The organism is Streptomyces sp. PTL18 (assembly GCF_059510295.1).
The window spans coordinates 254,247-271,994 of sequence record NZ_JCAJZO010000007.1; the positions used below are offsets into that span (position 1 = coordinate 254,247).

Genomic DNA, 17,748 nt, shown 5'->3' on the forward strand with positions numbered 1-17,748 from the left:
GCGCCGAGCCGGCGCGTCGCCTCCCGTTCGTCCGGAGTTGACGGCAACTCCTGGGCCAGGGAACGGCAAAGGTGTCCGCGCGCGGTTGAGCGGTTGCCCCCTTTCGTACGTATGGTCTGTTGAGGAGTAAGGGCTGGGTACGGCGGGGCGAGAGGCGGCGGCACGATGGTTCACGGCATTCGCACGGACTCCCACACCTCCTACGTCGACGAGGGCAGCACCTGGCGGGACACCGCCACCCGGTACGCCCTGCTTCCACTGCGTGTCTTCCTCGGCGTCACCTTCCTCTACGCCGGCCTGGACAAGCTCACCAACAGCGCCTTCATGCACGCCTCCGGCACCGGGTCCATCGGCGAGCTGATGCACTCCGTGCGCGGCACCTCGGCCATCCCGGCCCTGGTCGACCTGGCGCTGAAGAACCCCGTCGGCTTCGGCTACGCCGTGGCCTTCGGCGAACTCGCCGTCGGTGTCGGCACGCTCCTCGGGCTGCTGGGCCGCCTCGCCGCGCTGGGCGGCGCGCTGATCTCGCTGAGCCTGTGGCTGACCGTCAGCTGGGCCTCCACCCCCCTACTACTACGGCAACGACCTCGCCTACCTGATGGCCTGGATCCCGCTGGTCCTCGCCGGCACCCCGGTCCTGTCCCTCGACGCCGCCCTGCGCGCCCGACGACGGCAACGCACGGGCGGCTATCGCTGAGCCGGCGGCACCGCGTCCGCCCGCGCCCCCTCCGGTCCGGTCCGCCGGCCGGCGCGGGGCGCCCTGTGCCTGCGTACCGCGCGGGTGAGCAGGCCGGTCACGGCCGCGAGGCAGAGGCCGCCGATCACGATCGGGAAGATCGCGAACCAGGGCGTCTCCCATGCCCCCCTGGCATCACCCACGTAAGCGACGCCCGCACCGGCCAGGAAGATCCCGGCCACCAGCCGGCCCGGCTGGAACTCATGACGCAGCACGGTCCACCTCCACCTGGCCCACGCCGACCTTCAGGTCGAGGCGGAGCGTGGCCGCCTTCCTCGTCCCCGTCCCGGGGGTGAGCGTCACCTGACGGTGCTTGCCCGGTTCCACGTCCACGTCCTTCCGGGAGTCACCCGGCAACCGGATGTCGCCCACGCCCGTGTCGATGTTCAGCTTCACCGTCGCCTCCCGGGGGACCACGACCTTCAACCGGCCCACGCCCACCTCGGCCCGGGTCGTCACCGTCTCGTCGCCGACGAGCCCGAGACGGCTGAGATCCAGGGTGCCGACGCCGGTGCCCAGGTCGTACTTCTCCCGCACGGCGGACACCGAGGCCGGCGCCCAGGTCGTGTGTCTCCACTGGGTGCCGATGTCCTTCGGCAGGGCCGCCGAGGCGGCCAGCAGGGCCGCCGTGAGCACCGCGAGGAAGACCGAGCCCGCGCCCGTACGGCCCAGGGACGAGCTGACCGCGATGCCCACGCCGAACGCCACCAGCGCACAGGCCAGGCCCGTCTGCAGACTCGTGCCGAGTGCCCGGTCGTCCCAGGTCAGAAGAGTGCCGAGGCCACCCGCGAGCAGGGCGAGGAGAAACACCCAGCCGCCGATCCAGCGCGGCCCCCTCGGTCGGGCCCGCTGCTCGGTCCGTATGCGTTCCGCGTACGCGGAGCCCCGGGCGATGGCGACCGCCGCCGCGACGTCGCGGCCGGCGCTGTCGGTCGGGCCCCACAGGTAGCCCGTGCCGCCCACGTGGGTGCCGTCCTTGACGATGGGGTCCCGCCACCAGGAGGGATAGGAGGCGGGGACGGGCGGTGCCGTGGCCTCCGGCGGCGCGTCGGCCACCGCCTGTGCCGCGAGCGGGTCGGGGTCGGGAGCGCCGCGCTGCCGTGACCAGTACCCGGCGCCGGCGAGGAGCAGGGACAGGACGGCGGCGAAGGTCAGCACACTGCCGTTCCTGAGCATCGACAGGAAGATTCCGCAGCCCACCAGGGCGAAGAGCACCGCGGCCAGGGCCTGACCGTCGACACGACCCGTCAGCAGCTTGCGGATCTCGTTCTCCTCCTCGTCCTCGTAGGGCACGAGGAGCCAGACGAAGCCGTAGAAGATGAGGCCGAGGCCGCCGGCCGCCGAGAGCACCGCGAGCACGATCCGGAAGATCACCGGATCCATGTCGCACTGCCGGGCCAGGCCCGAACAGACGCCCGCCAGCATCTTGTGCCGCCGGTCGCGCCGGAACCCGCCGGGCTCCTCGGCCACCGCCGCGTCGCCGGGTGCGGGGGGTGCGGTTCCGCCGCGTCCGGACCCGTCCTGCCGGGCGTCGGCCTGCTCGCGCGCCGCCGCACCCGTGCGGGCGCCCGGCCCCGGGTGTCCGGTCCCGCCCTCACCCATGCCGGCGTCCTCGCCTCCGTTCTCGCGCACGGACGCATCCTGTCGCACACCCGCGCCCGCCTGGGCACGCGGCTCCTCGTCCGCAGCGGGCGCGGCTGGCCCGGACACGGGCAGGGCGTGCCGCGGGGCGGTGTCGTCCCCTGCCGCGTGCTGCTGATCCGTCATGTGTCCATGGTCGCCGCCGCAGGCGCCCTGCGGCAGTCGGGACGACCCTGGCCCAACCCTGAAATCTGCCCCGACCCCGCCGGGGGGAAGTGTTCGATCACCCGGATCCGAAGATCAGGGGCGTCTAAGGGAACGACCCTGATGCCCGGCCGGTCCGGCCGTGTGACCATCGTTGGCATGCCGGACGCCGCAACGCTGCCCCTCACCGATCCGCGGCCGCCGCGCAAGCTCTACCGCAGCAGCGACGGACGCTGGCTCGGGGGCGTGGCGCGGGGGCTGGCCGGGCATCTCGGGCTGCCCGTGATCTGGGTCCGCCTCGTCTTCGTCGGCCTGTTCCTGTCACACGGCTTCGGCGCGCTGCTGTACGCCGCGTTCTGGTTCTTCGTCCCGCTCGGCGTCGGCGGCGTCGACGGCCGGCGCTCCCCGTCCATGGTCGGCACCGGGACCTCGCCCCAGGGCCGCCGCAGACTGGTCGCCCGCAAGCCCGACCGGGGGCAGATCGTCGCCCTGCTCCTCATGGTCGTCGTCGCGCTGACGTTCGTGGGCAGCATGAAGCTCGACGGCGTCGCCAAGGTCTACCTCATACCGGCCGTTCTCGTCGCCGCGGGCGTCGCCCTGGTCTGGCGTCAGGCGGACAACGCGCGGCGGGCACGCTGGATGGAGGTCGGCAGCCGCCGCCGCACCCTCACCCTGCTGCGCGCGGCGGCCGGTGTGCTGCTGGTCACCGCCGGTGTCTCGGGCATGTTCGTGCTGCAGGGCTCCGCCGCCCACCTCGGCTCGGTCCTGCAGGCCGCGCTGGCCGTCCTCGTCGGCATCACGCTGCTCGCCGGACCGTATCTGGTGCGGATGACCCAGGACCTGTCCGAGGAGCGCCTGATGCGCATCCGCGCCCAGGAGCGTGCAGAGGTGGCGGCCCATGTCCACGACTCGGTGCTGCACACCCTGACCCTGATCCAGCGCAACGCGGAGAACGCGGGCGAGGTGCGCCGCCTCGCCCGCGCCCAGGAGCGCGACCTGCGCGCCTGGCTCTACAAACCGGAGGGCACCGGCAAGGACGAGGCAGAGGAGCCCGACACCCTCGCGGAGGCGGTCCGGCGCAACGCGGCGGAGGTGGAGGACAAGCACGGCGTCCCCATAGAGGTCGTCGTCGTCGGCGACTGCCCCCTCGACGAACGGATCGGCGCACAGCTGCAGGCCGCGCGCGAAGCGATGGTGAACGCCGCCAAGTACGGTGGCGAGGGCGGCGCCGTCCAGGTCTACGCCGAGGTCGAGGGCAAGACGGTCTTCGTGTCCGTCCGCGACCGCGGCCCCGGCTTCGACCTCGACGCGATACCCGCCGACCGCATGGGTGTCAGAGAATCGATCATCGGCCGAATGGAGCGAAACGGCGGCACGGCACGGCTGCGTGCGGTACCGGACGGCGGCACGGAGGTCGAGCTGGAGATGGAGAGGGCGGAGACGACGTCATGAGCGACGTGAACGGGGAGGCCGCGGTGTCCGGGGGGAACGCGGACCGGCGGGTGCGGGTGGTGCTCGTCGACGACCACCGTATGTTCCGCACGGGAGTGCAGGCCGAGATCGGGCAGACGGAGCTGACCGGTGTCGAGGTCGTCGGTGAGGCGGCCGACGTCGACCAGGCGGTCGCCGTCATCACCGCGACCCGCCCCGAGGTCGTGCTCCTCGACGTCCACCTGCCGGGTGGCGGCGGGGTGGAGGTGCTGCGCCGCTGTGCCCCGCTGGCGGCCGACCCCGAGCAGCCGGTGCGGTTCCTGGCGCTGTCCGTGTCGGACGCCGCCGAAGACGTGATTGGAGTGATCCGCGGTGGTGCCCGCGGTTATGTGACGAAGACGATCACCGGCTCCGACCTCGTCGACTCCATCTTCCGGGTCCAGGAGGGCGACGCCGTCTTCTCCCCCCGCCTGGCCGGATTCGTGCTGGATGCCTTCGCCTCGACCGACGCCCCGCCCGTCGACGAGGACCTGGACCGCCTCACCCAGCGCGAACGCGAGGTCCTGCGCCTGATCGCCCGCGGCTACGCGTACAAGGAGATCGCCAAGCAGCTGTTCATCTCGGTGAAGACGGTCGAGTCCCATGTCTCGGCGGTCCTGCGCAAGCTCCAGCTGTCGAACCGCCACGAACTGACCCGCTGGGCGACGGCACGCCGGCTGGTGTGACCGTCCGGGAGGCGTGCACTCGATCCGCTTCGACTGCCTGCCCGGCCACTACTGCGGCGCCGTCACCGCAGACGCCGGGACGCCGTGATCATCGCGATCCGGGAACGGCTGCCGCAGACGGTCGTGCACGGCGCCGTGACCGGACGGCCATCCGCGGATCACCTTCGAGGGGGCGCGTTTCGAGAACACCGCGCCGGCGGCAGCGGCGCTCGCCCGGGGTTGAAGACGCAACCGCTGTCGTGGCACCGCCGGAGCTCCGGCCCGCCGGGCCTGCTGCTCGGCCACGCGGCGACACCGGGAACCGTCGTCGGCGAAGGCGTTGCCCAGACCGGCCGTGCGCTGGACGAGGTGCGCCGGGTCACACGACCCGAGTAGCGCCCGCGAACGGCATCTCGTCGATCGGTGCCAGGCGGACCGGTGCCGACGGGTTCGGGGCATGGATCATCTGGCCGTGTCCGACATAGATCCCCACGTGGCTGACCCCGGAGTAGAAGAACACCAGGTCACCGGGGAGGAGTTCGGAGCGCGGGACGCGTCGGCCCGCGTCGATCTGGGAGTAGGTCGTCCGCGGCAGGGAGATGCCCGCCGAGCGGTACGCGGCCTGCACCAGGCCCGAGCAGTCGAACGCGTTCGGGCCGGTCGCGCCCCAGACGTACGGGCTGCCGAGCTTGCCGTAGGCGTACGCCACCGCTGCCGCAGCCCGGGCGTCCGGCGCCTGAGTGGTCGCGGCCGCCACCGCTCCCGGCAGATCGCGCCCTTCGGACCGCGACGCCCGCCCCGCGCCCCCGTCCCCCGCGACCTGTGCCCGCTGCCCCTGTGTGAGACGGGACAGCAACTGTCGTGCTTCGCCCAGCTTCTCGGTGATCGTCTGCCTCTGTCGCCGTAGCTCTGTCTGCCGGGACGTCAGTGAGGCCAGCTCGACGCGTGCCGCACCGCTCAGACGTTCGATCTCCCGCAGCTGGTCGCGCACCCGCGTCACGGCCCCGGCCTGACGGCTGTCCACCCGCTCGGCGAACGCGGCGTTGTCGAGGTACTGCCCGGGGTCCGAGGAGAGCAGCAGCCGCACCGCCGGGTCGAGGCCCCCGTCGCGGTACTGTGCCGCCGCCGCGGACCCCAGCGCCTCCCGCGCGGAGTTCAGCCGGTCCGTCCGGCGGGCCGCCTCGTCCCGCAGGGCGTTCAGCCGTTTCTGCGCCTCCTCCGCCTGCTCCTTGGCACCGTCGTACTTCTCGGTGGCGACCTCCGCCTCCTGGTACAGCCTGTCGACCTCGGCCTTGACCTGCGTCGGCGACAGGGGTGGTTCGGCATGTCCCGTGCCGTCGAAGCCGGTCGCGGTCGCCGCTCCCGCGAGGGCGATCGTGGCGGCGGTGCGGGCCGTGCCGCCGCCGAGCGAACGCTGTCTGGGCTTGCGGTGCGCTGCCACCTGGACGCCACGTCCTTTCGTACGACCGCCGGGGCCACGGACGGTGTCGCGCGTCCGGCGGCGGCCCGCACAGGGGGAACGCGCCGCCGCCGGACCTTCTCGGCGGTGGTGCCCGACGGCCGCCCCTGGCCCGGGCGGCGATGGGGAGCCGGGTACCTGGGGGAGGACGCTAAACCCGTTCACGATGCGCTGGGGGCCCGATGTACGGAAGTGGCACGACCGGACTGACGGTGACCGTATGTGACCGTGATCCCGGTGTCGGGTCGCCGTCTTCACGCTGTGCGATGACCGATGCGGCGGATCCGTCGCACTGGGCGGTTGCGGACTGCTATAGGGCGCATATATGCGGCGTGGCCGGAGTGCTGCAGGACGCACCACACGGAGGGCCGCAGGACGCCATGCAGCGGCCGGACCGGAGGGGTCGAGCGAGCGGCGTCACATCCGCCGGGGCGGTGTCAGCCGGCACAGGCGCGCTGATTAGGCTCCGGCCTCATGGACGTACTCATCCACCTCTTCGTCGGCCTGCACATCGTCGGCATCGCGGCGCTCCTCGGCGGCTTCCTCACCCAGATGAAGGCGATGGGCCAGGGGACGGCGCGCTTCGTGCCCGCGATGCTGCACGGTGCGCTGACCATGCTCGTCACGGGGGTGGTGCTGGTCGGCCTCAACCAGGCGGACCACCACTCGGTCGACACGATCAAGATCGGGACCAAGCTGGCCCTGCTGATCGTCATCCTCGGCCTGGTCTATGTGAAGCGGGACGAGGAGAGCGTCGAGAAGCCCCTCTTCGGCCTCGTCGGCGCCGCGACCCTGGCGAACATCTTCATCGCCGTGCTCTGGACCTGAGGCCGTCCACTGCGGAGGTGACGGCTCCGGCGAGAACCAGGAACCAGACGGCCACCGCGATCCACAGCAGTACCCGGCCGAGGCCGCGCAGCCACGGCACGCCCCGGGAGGAGGCGACGGACAGCGCCGCCAGCGCCGTCAGCCCCATCGAGAACGCGGTCGACCAGCGCCGGACGTCGTAGCGGAACCGGGGCCGCGGTACCTCGGCCCCCGCCAAGGCGGCGTAGCAGGCCAGAGTGAGGGCGAGGAGGGCGACGGTGACGCGGCGCAGGACGCCGCTGTCGTCGTTGTTCCAGAGGTAGAGCCCTTTGGCGGCGGTCATGAGCTGCGAACCGGCCACCGCCGAGACGGCGAGTGCTCCGACGGGGATCCACTGGTCGCCCGGCCCGGTCACCACCTGCCGGAAGTCGAAGCAGCCCAGTCCGATCAGGTAGAACACCAGCCCGAGCCAGAAGAACACCAGCGCCGCGTGGGCGAGCCACGCCACCCCCACGGCCGCCGCGACCACCGCCCCGAGCACCGCGATCCCCTGCGTCGCCACGCACCCGAGGAACACCGCCCCCGGCATCCGGCGCTCCCAGTTCGGCACGGTCGACGGAACCAGGCAGCCCCAGAGCACCGCGGCCAGTGCGAGCAGCGCCACGGCAGGCGGCTGCCCGTCCAGCGCGGACACTCCCGAGCCCAGCACGGTGGTCGCCGCCACCACGGTGAGCGCCGCCGCTGAACCGGTCCGGGTCCGCCACTGCTCCCGGTGCCACAGCAGTCGCAGGGCGATGTCGGCGGCGAGCCCCAACCAGGCGGTGCCCGCCAGAACCAGGGCGATGCGGGAGAGGACCTGGTGGCCGGTCAGGTGCAAGCCGACCGACAGGACGCCGGTCGCCATGACGGCGGCCCCGGTGGCGGGCGGACGCGGCGCCCACCAGGCGCGCAGCGCGGAGGTGCCTGACATGCGCCCGATGCTAGGGACGCGCACGCGGGTTGCGTACGGGGCGCGCGCGCCACCGCGGAAAACAACCCCACGCGCGCGTGCCGGACGGCGGGCGTCACCACGCGCGCACCGGCACAGGCGTCACCACGCGCGCGTACGGCAAAGACGTCACCGCGCGCCTGCCGGACGGGGCACGCGCGTGGCCGGGCGGGGTGAGCGCGCGTGGCCGTACAGGGTGAGCACGCGCGCGTGGCCGGACAGGCGCCGGGTCAGGCCGGTCGCACCACACTGTGGATGATCGACGCGCCCCCGTAGTAGATCGACTCCTCGCGGACGTACGCCCCCGGCTTCGGCGCATGGATCATCATGCCGTTGCCGATGTAGAGACCGACATGGCTGATGTCGTCGTAGAAGAAGATCAGGTCGCCGGGGCGCGCGTCCGCGAGTGAGACCGTCGTGCCCGCGTTCACCTGGTCATAGGTGGTGCGCGGCAGCGACACCCCGGCGGCCTTCCAGGCGGCCTGGGTCAGACCCGAGCAGTCGTACGAGCCGGGCCCGGTGGCACCCCACACGTACGGCTTGCCGATCTGCGCACGGGCGAACGCCAGCGCCTCGGCGGCCTGCGTCGCGTACGAGGAGTCCGTGGAGCCCGTGGAAGAGCCCGACGAGCCGGTCGTGGCGGTGGACGGCTGCTGCTGCGCCGCCTGCTGCTGCGCCGCCTGCTGCCGTGCCAGCTCCTCCGCCTGCCGCTGCGCCTCCTCCTGCTTCTTCTTCTCGAGCGCGGCGAGCCGTGCCTTCTCCTGCGCGGTCAGTTCGGACAGCAGGTCCCGCGCGGCGGCCAGCTTCTTCTGGACGTCCGTCTTGGCCGACCGGAGCCTCTGCTGCGACTCGGTGAGCGACCGCAGGCTCTCGGTGGCCTCCCGCCGCTTCTTCATCGTCGCGGCCTGCTCGGTGACGTACTCGTCGACCGCTTCCTTCTGACGGCCGGTGAGCCGGCTCATCAGCTGGGTCTGGTCGAAGTAGTCCTGCGGCGTGTCGGCGAGGAGGAAGGTGGCGGTGTCGGGGGCCACCTCACCCGTGCGGTACTGGGCCGCGGCGAAGGAACCCAGCCGGTCCCGCGCCTCGTTGAGCTTCCCGGTACGTCTTGCGACGTCGTCGAGGAGCGCGGTGACGCGCTCCCGCTGCCGGTCCGTTCTCTCCTTGGCCGCGTTGTACTGATCGGTGGCCGACTCGGCGCGGCGGTAGAGGTCGTCGACCTTCTTCTCGACCTCCTCGACGCTCGGCCTGCCGTCGGCGGAGGGTGCGGCGTTGGCGGTCTGCGAGAGCAGGGCCACGGAGGTGAGGGCAGCCGTCGCGAGTGCGGGGGTGCGTATGCCGGCCATGCGTGTGCCCGCGGGACGCGGCTTGCGGTGCGGCGCCATGAGAGGCGTCTCCTTCCGATGCACCGCCTACCGGGTTAGCTGTCGGGTTCGGGCGGGTTGTTCCGGAAGGTGTGCCCTACGGCCGTACCGCGCAGGGCGGTTGGCCGATTCACCCCAAGGTCGGGTGGGTCCCCGGCTCCGGCTGCCACGGGGGCACCGGACTCGGCGGAGGCCGCGCGGCCCGGCGACGTTCGCCGGTGGGGGTCGTACGGCCCGCCCGGCACGGTAGCCAACTGTTGGGGCTCCTGTGAAGGTTGATGCGTGATATGCCCGATACGTATTCGTGACCTTTTCCGGCGCCCCCGTTCTCGAGTACCGACCGTGAGTCGACGATTCTCCTCGGTGACGAGGCGTCCGGTGCTCGATTTCGGGCGTCGCCGGGGGCGGGATCCGGTTCCGGGCCGTGGAGTTTCCAGGGCGGCGACCGGCTGTCGGTGGGGCGGCCTAGACTCGGAGAGCGATGAGCAGCCTCTTTGACGACAGCTTCCTGGCGGACCTCAAGGCCACTCCGGCCCAGGAGGAGGAGCCCCCGCCGCCCGAGGACGATCACGCTCCGGAGCCGGTTCCGGACGATCTGTTCGGCGGGGAGTTCGACCTGCCCCCGGACAGGGACGCCTACTACCGCAACGGCGCGCACCGCCCTGCCGTCGACATGAGGGCCCTGCTGGAGGGGCTGAACGAGAACCAGCGCGCTGCCGTCGTGCACGCCGGCTCCCCGCTGCTCATCGTCGCCGGCGCCGGCTCCGGCAAGACCCGCGTGCTCACCCACCGCATCGCGTATCTGCTGGCCGAGCGGGGCGTCCATCCCGGGCAGATCCTCGCGATCACCTTCACCAACAAGGCCGCGGGCGAGATGAAGGAGCGGGTCGAGCAGCTCGTCGGCCCGCGCGCGAACGCGATGTGGGTGATGACCTTCCACAGCGCCTGTGTCCGCATCCTGCGCCGGGAGAGCAAGAAGCTCGGCTTCACCTCCTCCTTCTCCATCTACGACGCCGCCGACAGCAAGCGTCTGATGGCGCTCGTCTGCCGTGACCTGGACCTGGACCCGAAGCGCTTTCCGCCCAAGTCCTTCAGCGCCAAGATCTCCAACCTGAAGAACGAGCTGATCGACGAGGAGGACTTCGCCGCCCAGGCGTCCGACGGCTTCGAGAAGACCCTCGCCCAGGCGTACGCGCTCTACCAGTCCCGGCTGCGCGAGGCGAACGCGCTCGACTTCGACGACCTGATCATGACGACGGTCAACCTGCTGCGCGCCTTCCCGGATGTCGCCGAGCACTACCGCCGCCGCTTCCGCCATGTGCTCGTCGACGAGTACCAGGACACCAACCACGCCCAGTACGCCCTGGTGCGCGAACTCGTCGGCACCTTCGGGCACCCGGCGGACGTCCCGCCCGGCGAGCACGACGTCCCGCCCGCCGAACTGTGCGTCGTCGGTGATGCCGACCAGTCGATCTACGCCTTCCGCGGCGCGACCATCCGCAACATCCTCCAGTTCGAGGAGGACTACCCGGACGCCACGACGATCCTGCTGGAGCAGAACTACCGCTCCACCCAGACCATCCTGAGCGCCGCCAACGCGGTCATCGAGCGCAACGAGTCCCGCCGCCCCAAGAATCTGTGGACCAACGCCGGCGCCGGCGCCCGGATCACCGGCTATGTCGCCGACACCGAGCACGACGAGGCCCAGTTCGTCGCCGACGAGATAGACCGCCTCACGGACGCGGGCGAGGCGAAGGCGGGCGACGTCGCCGTCTTCTACCGCACCAACGCCCAGTCCCGAGTCTTCGAAGAGGTGTTCATCCGGGTCGGCCTGCCCTACAAGGTCGTCGGCGGCGTCCGCTTCTACGAGCGCAAGGAGGTCCGGGACGTCCTCGCCTACCTGCGGGTGCTGGCCAACCCGGAGGACTCCGTTCCGCTGCGGCGCATCCTGAACGTGCCCAAGCGGGGGATCGGTGAGCGTGCCGAGGCGATGATCGACGCCCTCGCCCAGCGCGAGAAGACCAGCTTCGCGCAGGCGCTGCGCCGCGTGGACGAGGCGTACGGCATGGCGGCCCGTTCCACCAACGCGGTCAAGCGGTTCAACGCGCTCATGGACGAGCTGCGCACGATCGTGGAGTCGGGTGCCGGACCGGCCACGGTTCTCGAGGCCGTCCTGGAACGCACCGGCTACCTCGCCGAGTTGCAGTCCTCGACCGACCCCCAGGACGAGACCCGGATCGAGAACCTGCAGGAACTCGCCGCTGTCGCCCTGGAGTTCGAGCAGGAGCGCGGTGAGGCCGGGGAGACCCCAGGTACCGCAGCTCCCGGCACCCTGGCCGACTTCCTGGAGCAGGTCGCACTCGTCGCCGACTCGGACCAGATCCCCGACGACGAAGAGGGGGACGGTGTCATCACGCTGATGACCCTGCACACCGCGAAGGGCCTGGAGTTCCCGGTGGTGTTCCTGACCGGCATGGAGGACGGCGTCTTCCCGCACATGCGCGCGCTCGGTCAGACGAAGGAACTGGAGGAGGAACGGCGCCTGGCCTACGTCGGGATCACCCGCGCGCGGGAGCGGCTGTACCTCACACGGTCGGCGCTGCGCAGCGCCTGGGGCCAGCCGTCGTACAACCCGCCCTCGCGGTTCCTGGAGGAGATCCCGGAGCAGCACGTGGAGTGGAAGCGGAAGGGTGGTGCCTCCGCCGCGCCGGCGACCGGACCGTTCTCGGGGGTGGCGGCCTCGCTGTCGTCCTCTCGTTCGCGCTCGTCGGCGGCGGGCGCGTCCGGGTTCGCCACGCGCCGGGGCGGTGCGACGGAGCGACCGGTGGTCGCGCTGGCGGTGGGCGACCGCGTCACCCATGACCAGTTCGGTCTGGGAACGGTCGTCGCCGTGAAGGGCACGGGGTCGAACGCCGAGGCGACGATCGACTTCGGGGACGAGAAGCCGAAGCGGCTGCTGCTGCGGTACGCGCCGGTGGAGAAGCTCTAGCCGCGCACCCGGGCCCCCACCGAACGGCGGGGGCCCGGATGCGGAGCCGCGTCGGTCGGTCAGGTCGGGTCGAGCCCGTGACTCCGCAGCCAGGGCAGCGGGTCTATCGCGGCGCCGCCGCTGGGCCGCACCTCGAAGTGGAGATGCGGTCCGGTGGAGTTGCCCGAGTTGCCGGAGTACGCGATCGGCTGACCGGCCTTCACGGTCGCGCCGGGGGGAACCCGGTAGCTGGAGAGGTGGCAGTACCAGGTCTGCGTACCGTCCTTGGCGGTCACGATCATCATGTTGCCGTACGCGCTGTTCCACTTGGTCTGCACGGTGCCGTCGGTCGCGGCCATCACCGTCGTCCCGTACGACACCGGAAAGTCGATACCGGTGTGCACGGACATCCAGTTGACGCCCGCCTGGCCGAAGTAGGCGCTGAGGCCCTTCTGCAGGACCGGTAGCGCGAACTTGGGACGCAGCCGTTCCTTGAGCGCGGCCTCGGCCGCCGCCTTCTTCTGCTCGGCGGCCCGCTGGGCCTTGAGGTCGATACGTTCCTGGGTGCGACTTGCCCGGTCCGCGAAGTCGTCGGCGCCCGCGGAGAGGTTCGCGAGCTGGGCGTCCAGCTTCTTGTTGGCGGCGGACGGTCGCACCGGGGTGTCGGCGGCGCTCGCAGTGGTGTCCTTGCCGCCGTCGCCGCCCACGCCGACGGTCGCCGCGGCGATCCCGGCGACGCCCATCACGCACACCGACGGCACCGCGACCGTGAGCAGCGCGGACCGCTTCGCGGGGGTACGACGCCGGGAACGGCTCGCGGTACGGGACGCGACACGTGGGGGCGGGAGGGGTGTGGGCTCTTCCTGGTCGTCGAGCAGCGGGAGGCCGTCGGCCGCTCCCGGCGGGACGGAGTCGTCGGTGGGATGCTCGGACGGGAGCTGGTCGAAGGCGGCCGTGGCCGCCTGGTGATCGAAGGGCCCGGCGTCGGCGAAGGACTCCGGGGCCACATGCTCGAAGCTGCCGGTGGCCGCGTGCTGCGTCTCGTGGTCCGGGACACCTGCGGAGTTCCACTGTGTGGCGTCGTACGCGCCCGTGCCGAAGGTCTGCGTGCCCCATTCCCACTGCTGGGTGAGGCCCGCCGAGTGTCCCGCCTCGTGCCAGGCCTGCGCGTCCCACTGGCCGGTGGCGTCGGGGGCCTGGGCCTGCGCGGGAATGGCGGCCAGCTGCTGGTAGCCGGCCGCCCACTCCGCCGTGTCATGGGCGCCGGTGTCGAACGCGGCGTGGTGCTGGGCGGCGTACGGGTCGTAGTACGGCGTCTGGTGCGTGCCGGTGCCGAACGTGTCGTGGCTGCCGGTGGACCACCGGCCCGTGTGGTACGAGCCCGTCCCGCCGTCGCCCGGCAGGTCGCCGAAGAGGGGATCGGTCGCGAAGGCCGCGGTCGCGTCGGCATAGGTCGTGAAGTCACCGTACCGGCCACCCTGGGGGCCGTACGACGCGTACTGCGCCGAGGCGGCATCGGGGGCCGGGGCCGGGGGTGTTGCGGTCCCCGACGGGTGACGGTCGTTCACCGACTTCTCTTTCGCCTCGACAACAGGGGCTGCCAGAGCAGTGCGGCGACTGTACCCGGCAGTATGCGAGCGCGACAATCTTTCGCAGGTTTCCGGGAAGCAGGAAACGGGCAATCGGCCGTGTTTCGGGGGGCACCGCACAAGGCCTTGGCGCTGTGTTCGATTAATGTTCGAGTGTGGGTGGCGGCCGGAAGCGCCGGCGTGGCGCGCGGCGCGGCTCAGGCCACTGTGAGGCCGCCGGTGTGGGCCGCGGCCGCCGCCGGCTCCTCGAGGTCCAGCGCCTGCCGTATTCCCGCCGCGACCGCGGGGTGCACCGGCAGGGCCAGGTGGCCGATACCGCTCACCCGGATGTTCTGTGCGGCCAGGTCCGGATGGTCGACGCACGCCGCCTCGAGTGGGTCCATCAGTGGGTCCAGATCGCTCCAGAAGCTCACGAAGTGCGTGCGGCAGCCGGGGGCCGGCTCACGCAGCTCCTCGATCAGCTCCGAGCCCGGACGCATCTGGCGGACGATGGGGTGCGCGTTCGCGAGCGGGGCGACGCGGGTGCCGGAGTGGGGTGTGCCGAGCGTGACCAGCCTGCGGACACGGAGATCGCCGCCGAGGCGCTGCACGTAGTACCGCGCGATCAGACCGCCGAGACTGTGCCCGACGACGTCCACCTGCAGCTGACCCGTGCGCTCGCAGATCTCCTCCACATGCCGGCCCAGCAGCTCGGCGGCGATGCGGATGTCACATGTCAACGGAGAGTAATTGAGTGACTCGATGTGCTGACGGCCGTGCTGCGCCAGGTTCCGGCGCAGCAGGACGAAGACCGAGCGGTTGTCGATGAAGCCGTGCAGCAGGATCACCGGGGGCTTGGCCCCGGTCGGCAGCGTGGCGGTGTCCGGAGGGGGCGGGAGCGGCGCACACCGGCGCTCCTGGATGATTCCCGACGGGTACAGAAGCAGGTGTCCGGCGAGAATCGCCAGCTCCAGGGCGGTCGCCTTCAGCAGCGCGACGGAGAGTCCGGCCAGTCTGCTGGGGAACAGGCGCTGGCACAGCGGAACCAGAGGCTCTACTACCCCGGTGACCTTCATTGGCCGACCTCCCGTCGGCACACGCGAGGACATCTCTGTGTCCCCCGTGTGCCCTCATGGAAAGCCGTGGCGGTGGCCTGCGGGGCAGGTGCCGCGGGTACGGCCGTGCCGCGTGTGCGGCGCGTGCGGCGCCGGTGACGACGGGCGCCTTTTCTCGTCGTGGTGACCTGAACCCGCCCGTCCTCGTGGCGCGGTGTCCGTCCTCCTCGTACGGGTGGTGCTCCCCGCTTTCGTGCCCTTGCATTCCTGTCGCCGAGCGGTACCCCACCACGGGCGCCCCACTGGCGGGGCGGTGATGCGGCCGCCTCGGTGCGGCTCTCCTTGCGCACGATCCCCTCGGACCACGGCGCTCGAGCCGCTGCTTGCGGCGCGTGTGCCGCGGGGAGGGGGGACCCTGCGCGGCGAACGTGTCCCATTGTGTGATTTCCCCCTCGGTCGCCACCGTGAAACTGCCGGTTGCGGGATGCTGGCGATAACGTTCGTTCACTTCCCGGGTCGGTAAGGCGCGGGACGCCGGTGCCGGCGGGCCCTGTCCCGCGGTGCGCGGCGTACCGACCGTGCGGTCCGTGTGTCCGCCGGTGCGGTGATGTGGCGGCAGGCGGTCCATCGGTTCAGGGTGTGTGTAGTCGCTTCATGGAGGCAGTGATGGGTGTGGCAGCCGGTCCGATCCGCGTGGTGGTGGCCAAGCCGGGGCTCGACGGCCACGATCGCGGGGCCAAGGTGATCGCGCGGGCGCTGCGCGATGCGGGAATGGAGGTCATCTACACCGGTCTCCACCAGACGCCCGAGCAGATCGTCGACACCGCGATCCAGGAGGACGCCGACGCGATCGGACTGTCGATCCTGTCCGGCGCGCACAACACGCTGTTCGCCGCGGTGATCGAACTGCTGAAGGAGCGCGACGCGGCGGACATCCTGGTCTTCGGCGGCGGCATCATCCCCGAGGCGGACATCCCGCTGCTGAAGGAGAAGGGCGTCGCGGAGATCTTCACCCCCGGGGCGACGACCGCGTCGATCGTGGACTGGGTGCGGGCGAACGTACGGCAGCCGGCCGGCGCGTGACACTCGTGGGCGGTGCCCTGCGCCTCCGCAGGACACCGCCTCCTCGGGCGTGGCCTGCGGAGAGCGGGTACGACCGGTCGCCCCCGGCCGACCGGTCCTGGTCCCGGGAGGGATCGGGGGCCGGGGTGGAGGGACCGGGGGGCCGGGGCCGGATCCCCGGCTCATGCACCCCGCAGTTCCTCGGCCATCGCCGCCCGTAGCCGCAGCGTCGTCGCCAGGCGCTGGAACGCCTCCGCCCAGTAGCCGCCGGCCCCCGGTGACGCATCCTCCGGCTCGTCCGGTACCGCCGTCAGCGTGTCGAGGCGGCTCGCCTCCGCCGGGTCCAGGCACCGCTCGGCCAGCCCCATCACCCCGCTGAAGCTCCACGGGTAACTTCCGGCGTCCCGGGCGATGTTGAGCGCGTCGACGACGGCCCGGCCCAGGGGAGCGGCCCAGGGCACCGCGCACACCCCGAGGAGCTCGAACGCCTCCGACAGCCCGTGTGTGGCGATGAATCCCGCTACCCAGTCGGCCCGTTCCCCGGGCGGCAGCGTCGACAGCAGCTTCGCCCGCTCGGCCAAGGACACCGCCCCCGGGCCCGCGGCCTCCGGCGCGTACGGCGAACCGAGCAGGGCCCGCGACCAGGCGGCGTCCCGCTGCCGTACCGCGGCCCGGCACCAGGCCGCGTGCAGTTCGCTCCGCCAGTCGTCGGCCACCGGCAGCGCGACGATCTCCTCCGGCGTACGCCCCCCGAACCGGGCCGGCCAGGTGCCGAGCGGCGCCGCCTCCACCAACTGGCCGAGCCACCATGACCGTTCGCCCCGCCCCGCCGGTGGTTTCGGCGCCACCCCGTCGCGCTCCATGCCCGGATCGCACTCGTGCGGTGCCTCGACCACGATCATCGGCTCCTCCTGTGTGGGGTCGACCGCCACGCAGGCCCCCGCCCGCGCCGCCATCCGCCCGGCCAGGGCCGAATCCGGCAGTGCGGACAGCAACTCGGCCGCCGTGGCCCGCACATTGCGGCTGCGGTCGGAGAGCGCCTGCTCCAGGAAGGGCTCGTCCGCGGGCTCCAGTCCCGTGCGCAGCGAGTCGAGGAACATCAGGCGGTCCTCGGCCCGCTCCGTCGTCCACGTGCCGGCCAGCAGCTCGCGGGCGACGGCTGGGTGCCGTGCGCGGAGCGCGGCGAGCAGGGCCACCCGCTCGGCGAACAGGCCCTCCTGCCACAGCTGCCGGACACGCTCCGGCTCCTGAGGCGGCGGCAGATCGGAACCGCCGCCGGGCACGGAGCGCAGCGCGAAGCGCCACTCCGGGTTCAGCCGGGCCAGCCAGAGGGCGAGGGGGCCGGCGAGGGCCAGCGCCGCCGGTCGCAGGTCCGTGCGGGCGCGGGCCGCGTCCAGCAGGGCCGGGAGCACCTGCGGGGGTGGCGCGTAACCGCGCTCGTTGGCCAGCGCCAGCCACTGCGGCAGCAGCTCCGTGAGGTCGGGGGCCGCCCCTCGGCGGCCACCGCCGCCGGTGCCGGGGCGGTCGGACAGCAGCAGGGCCAGTCTGCGGGCCGCCGCGGGCGGCAGTGGTGGGCGTGGGTCGGCCGCCGCGGGCTCCGGACGCGGTCCGGCCGGTGCGGGACGCAGCCCGGCCCGGCGGCGGACGGTCTCCACGGCGGCCAGGTCCAGCAGCGCGGTCGGGGCCTGCGGGCCGGCCGGCAGCCAGGGCGGGGTGCGCCGGTCGGTGCCCAGCAGGGCCACCGTGACGAGCTCCTCCCAGGGCGCGGTGGGGGACGGGCCCGCGGGAGCGGGAGTCGCATTCATGTCAGCCCCTTCCGGGTCG

At 72.3% G+C, this 17,748-nt stretch carries 13 protein-coding genes, 1 pseudogene and 1 riboswitch; of the genes and pseudogenes, 6 read left to right on the forward strand and 8 right to left on the reverse strand.

Translation table 11 applies throughout. The features are described from left to right. Positions 1–165: 165 nt before the first annotated feature. A pseudogene (locus tag AC5WS8_RS16470) lies at positions 166–697 on the forward strand (DoxX family membrane protein). Here AC5WS8_RS16470 and AC5WS8_RS16475 read toward each other — a convergent pair. Together AC5WS8_RS16475 and AC5WS8_RS16480 are read right to left on the reverse strand one after the other, a co-directional pair. Then, complete coding sequence (locus AC5WS8_RS16475; RefSeq protein ID WP_496104125.1) at positions 688–951, reverse strand: hypothetical protein; 264 nt, start codon at positions 949–951, stop codon at positions 688–690. The pseudogene AC5WS8_RS16470 and the gene AC5WS8_RS16475 sit on opposite strands and share 10 nt — an antisense overlap. Then, positions 938–2,503 carry a PspC domain-containing protein gene (locus AC5WS8_RS16480; protein ID WP_496104126.1) on the reverse strand — a complete coding sequence of 522 codons (1,566 nt, stop codon included), beginning with the start codon at positions 2,501–2,503 and terminating at the stop codon, positions 938–940. Before AC5WS8_RS16480 ends, AC5WS8_RS16475 begins: the two co-directional genes overlap by 14 nt. A gap of 177 nt (positions 2,504–2,680) precedes the next feature. Between AC5WS8_RS16480 and AC5WS8_RS16485 the strand changes: the two genes are divergently transcribed. Beyond that, complete coding sequence (locus tag AC5WS8_RS16485) at positions 2,681–3,973, forward strand: ATP-binding protein (protein WP_496104127.1); 1,293 nt, start codon at positions 2,681–2,683, stop codon at positions 3,971–3,973. After that, positions 3,970–4,677 carry a LuxR C-terminal-related transcriptional regulator gene (locus tag AC5WS8_RS16490; protein ID WP_496104128.1) on the forward strand — a complete coding sequence of 236 codons (708 nt, stop codon included), beginning with the start codon at positions 3,970–3,972 and terminating at the stop codon, positions 4,675–4,677. Before AC5WS8_RS16485 ends, AC5WS8_RS16490 begins: the two co-directional genes overlap by 4 nt. Positions 4,678–5,035: 358 nt before the next feature. Here the strand turns inward: AC5WS8_RS16490 and AC5WS8_RS16495 are convergent, their stop codons facing one another. Further along, positions 5,036–6,097, reverse strand: coding sequence for a C40 family peptidase (locus tag AC5WS8_RS16495; protein WP_496104129.1), 1,062 nt, complete (start codon positions 6,095–6,097; stop codon positions 5,036–5,038). 492 nt (positions 6,098–6,589) lie between these two features. Here AC5WS8_RS16495 and AC5WS8_RS16500 point away from each other — a divergent pair, with 492 nt between their 5' ends. After that, positions 6,590–6,943, forward strand: coding sequence for a hypothetical protein (locus AC5WS8_RS16500; protein WP_496104130.1), 354 nt, complete (start codon positions 6,590–6,592; stop codon positions 6,941–6,943). Here the strand turns inward: AC5WS8_RS16500 and AC5WS8_RS16505 are convergent. Both AC5WS8_RS16505 and AC5WS8_RS16510 read right to left on the reverse strand, forming a co-directional pair. Further along, complete coding sequence (locus AC5WS8_RS16505; RefSeq protein WP_496104131.1) at positions 6,921–7,892, reverse strand: tellurite resistance/C4-dicarboxylate transporter family protein; 972 nt, start codon at positions 7,890–7,892, stop codon at positions 6,921–6,923. The genes AC5WS8_RS16500 and AC5WS8_RS16505 overlap by 23 nt on opposite strands. Before the next feature lie 248 nt (positions 7,893–8,140). Next, the gene (locus AC5WS8_RS16510) at positions 8,141–9,292 is read right to left on the reverse strand and encodes a C40 family peptidase (protein ID WP_496104132.1); all 1,152 of its coding nucleotides are present in this window, start codon (positions 9,290–9,292) and stop codon (positions 8,141–8,143) included. 7 nt (positions 9,293–9,299) lie between these two features. Next, positions 9,300–9,470: riboswitch (cyclic di-AMP (ydaO/yuaA leader) on the reverse strand. A gap of 282 nt (positions 9,471–9,752) precedes the next feature. On the opposite strand from AC5WS8_RS16510, the gene pcrA reads away from it, so the two are divergent. After that, a complete protein-coding gene (gene pcrA / locus AC5WS8_RS16515; RefSeq protein ID WP_496104133.1) occupies positions 9,753–12,260 on the forward strand; it encodes a DNA helicase PcrA in 2,508 nt (835 codons plus the stop codon). Between the two features lie 59 nt (positions 12,261–12,319). Here the strand turns inward: pcrA and AC5WS8_RS16520 are convergent, their stop codons facing one another. Next, positions 12,320–13,807 carry a M23 family metallopeptidase gene (locus AC5WS8_RS16520; RefSeq protein ID WP_496104134.1) on the reverse strand — a complete coding sequence of 496 codons (1,488 nt, stop codon included), beginning with the start codon at positions 13,805–13,807 and terminating at the stop codon, positions 12,320–12,322. Positions 13,808–14,025: 218 nt separating this feature from the next. Then, on the reverse strand, positions 14,026–14,883 hold the full coding sequence (locus AC5WS8_RS16525) for a lipase family alpha/beta hydrolase (protein WP_496104135.1): 858 nt from the start codon (positions 14,881–14,883) through the stop codon (positions 14,026–14,028). A 645-nt stretch (positions 14,884–15,528) separates the two neighbouring features. On the opposite strand from AC5WS8_RS16525, the gene icmB reads away from it, so the two are divergent. Next, positions 15,529–15,945 (forward strand): coenzyme B12-dependent isobutyryl CoA mutase small subunit, encoded by a 417-nt coding sequence (gene icmB / locus AC5WS8_RS16530; protein WP_496104136.1) that lies wholly within the window; start codon positions 15,529–15,531, stop codon positions 15,943–15,945. Positions 15,946–16,106: 161 nt separating this feature from the next. On the opposite strand, the gene AC5WS8_RS16535 is transcribed toward icmB, so the two are convergent. Next, a complete protein-coding gene (locus AC5WS8_RS16535; protein ID WP_496104137.1) occupies positions 16,107–17,729 on the reverse strand; it encodes a DUF5691 domain-containing protein in 1,623 nt (540 codons plus the stop codon). Positions 17,730–17,748: the final 19 nt, after the last annotated feature.

What these genes read in the sequence shown, in the direction of transcription:
- AC5WS8_RS16480 (WP_496104126.1), bottom strand. Translation starts at nt 2,503, where the DNA reads ATGACGGATCAGCAGCACGCGGCAGGGGACGACACCGCCCCGCGGCAC.
- AC5WS8_RS16485 (WP_496104127.1), top strand. Translation starts at nt 2,681, where the DNA reads ATGCCGGACGCCGCAACGCTGCCCCTCACCGATCCGCGGCCGCCGCGC.
- AC5WS8_RS16490 (WP_496104128.1), top strand. Translation starts at nt 3,970, where the DNA reads ATGAGCGACGTGAACGGGGAGGCCGCGGTGTCCGGGGGGAACGCGGAC.
- AC5WS8_RS16500 (WP_496104130.1), top strand. Translation starts at nt 6,590, where the DNA reads ATGGACGTACTCATCCACCTCTTCGTCGGCCTGCACATCGTCGGCATC.
- AC5WS8_RS16505 (WP_496104131.1), bottom strand. Translation starts at nt 7,892, where the DNA reads ATGTCAGGCACCTCCGCGCTGCGCGCCTGGTGGGCGCCGCGTCCGCCC.
- AC5WS8_RS16510 (WP_496104132.1), bottom strand. Translation starts at nt 9,292, where the DNA reads ATGGCGCCGCACCGCAAGCCGCGTCCCGCGGGCACACGCATGGCCGGC.
- pcrA (WP_496104133.1), top strand. Translation starts at nt 9,753, where the DNA reads ATGAGCAGCCTCTTTGACGACAGCTTCCTGGCGGACCTCAAGGCCACT.
- AC5WS8_RS16525 (WP_496104135.1), bottom strand. Translation starts at nt 14,883, where the DNA reads ATGAAGGTCACCGGGGTAGTAGAGCCTCTGGTTCCGCTGTGCCAGCGC.
- icmB (WP_496104136.1), top strand. Translation starts at nt 15,529, where the DNA reads ATGGGTGTGGCAGCCGGTCCGATCCGCGTGGTGGTGGCCAAGCCGGGG.
- AC5WS8_RS16535 (WP_496104137.1), bottom strand. Translation starts at nt 17,729, where the DNA reads ATGAATGCGACTCCCGCTCCCGCGGGCCCGTCCCCCACCGCGCCCTGG.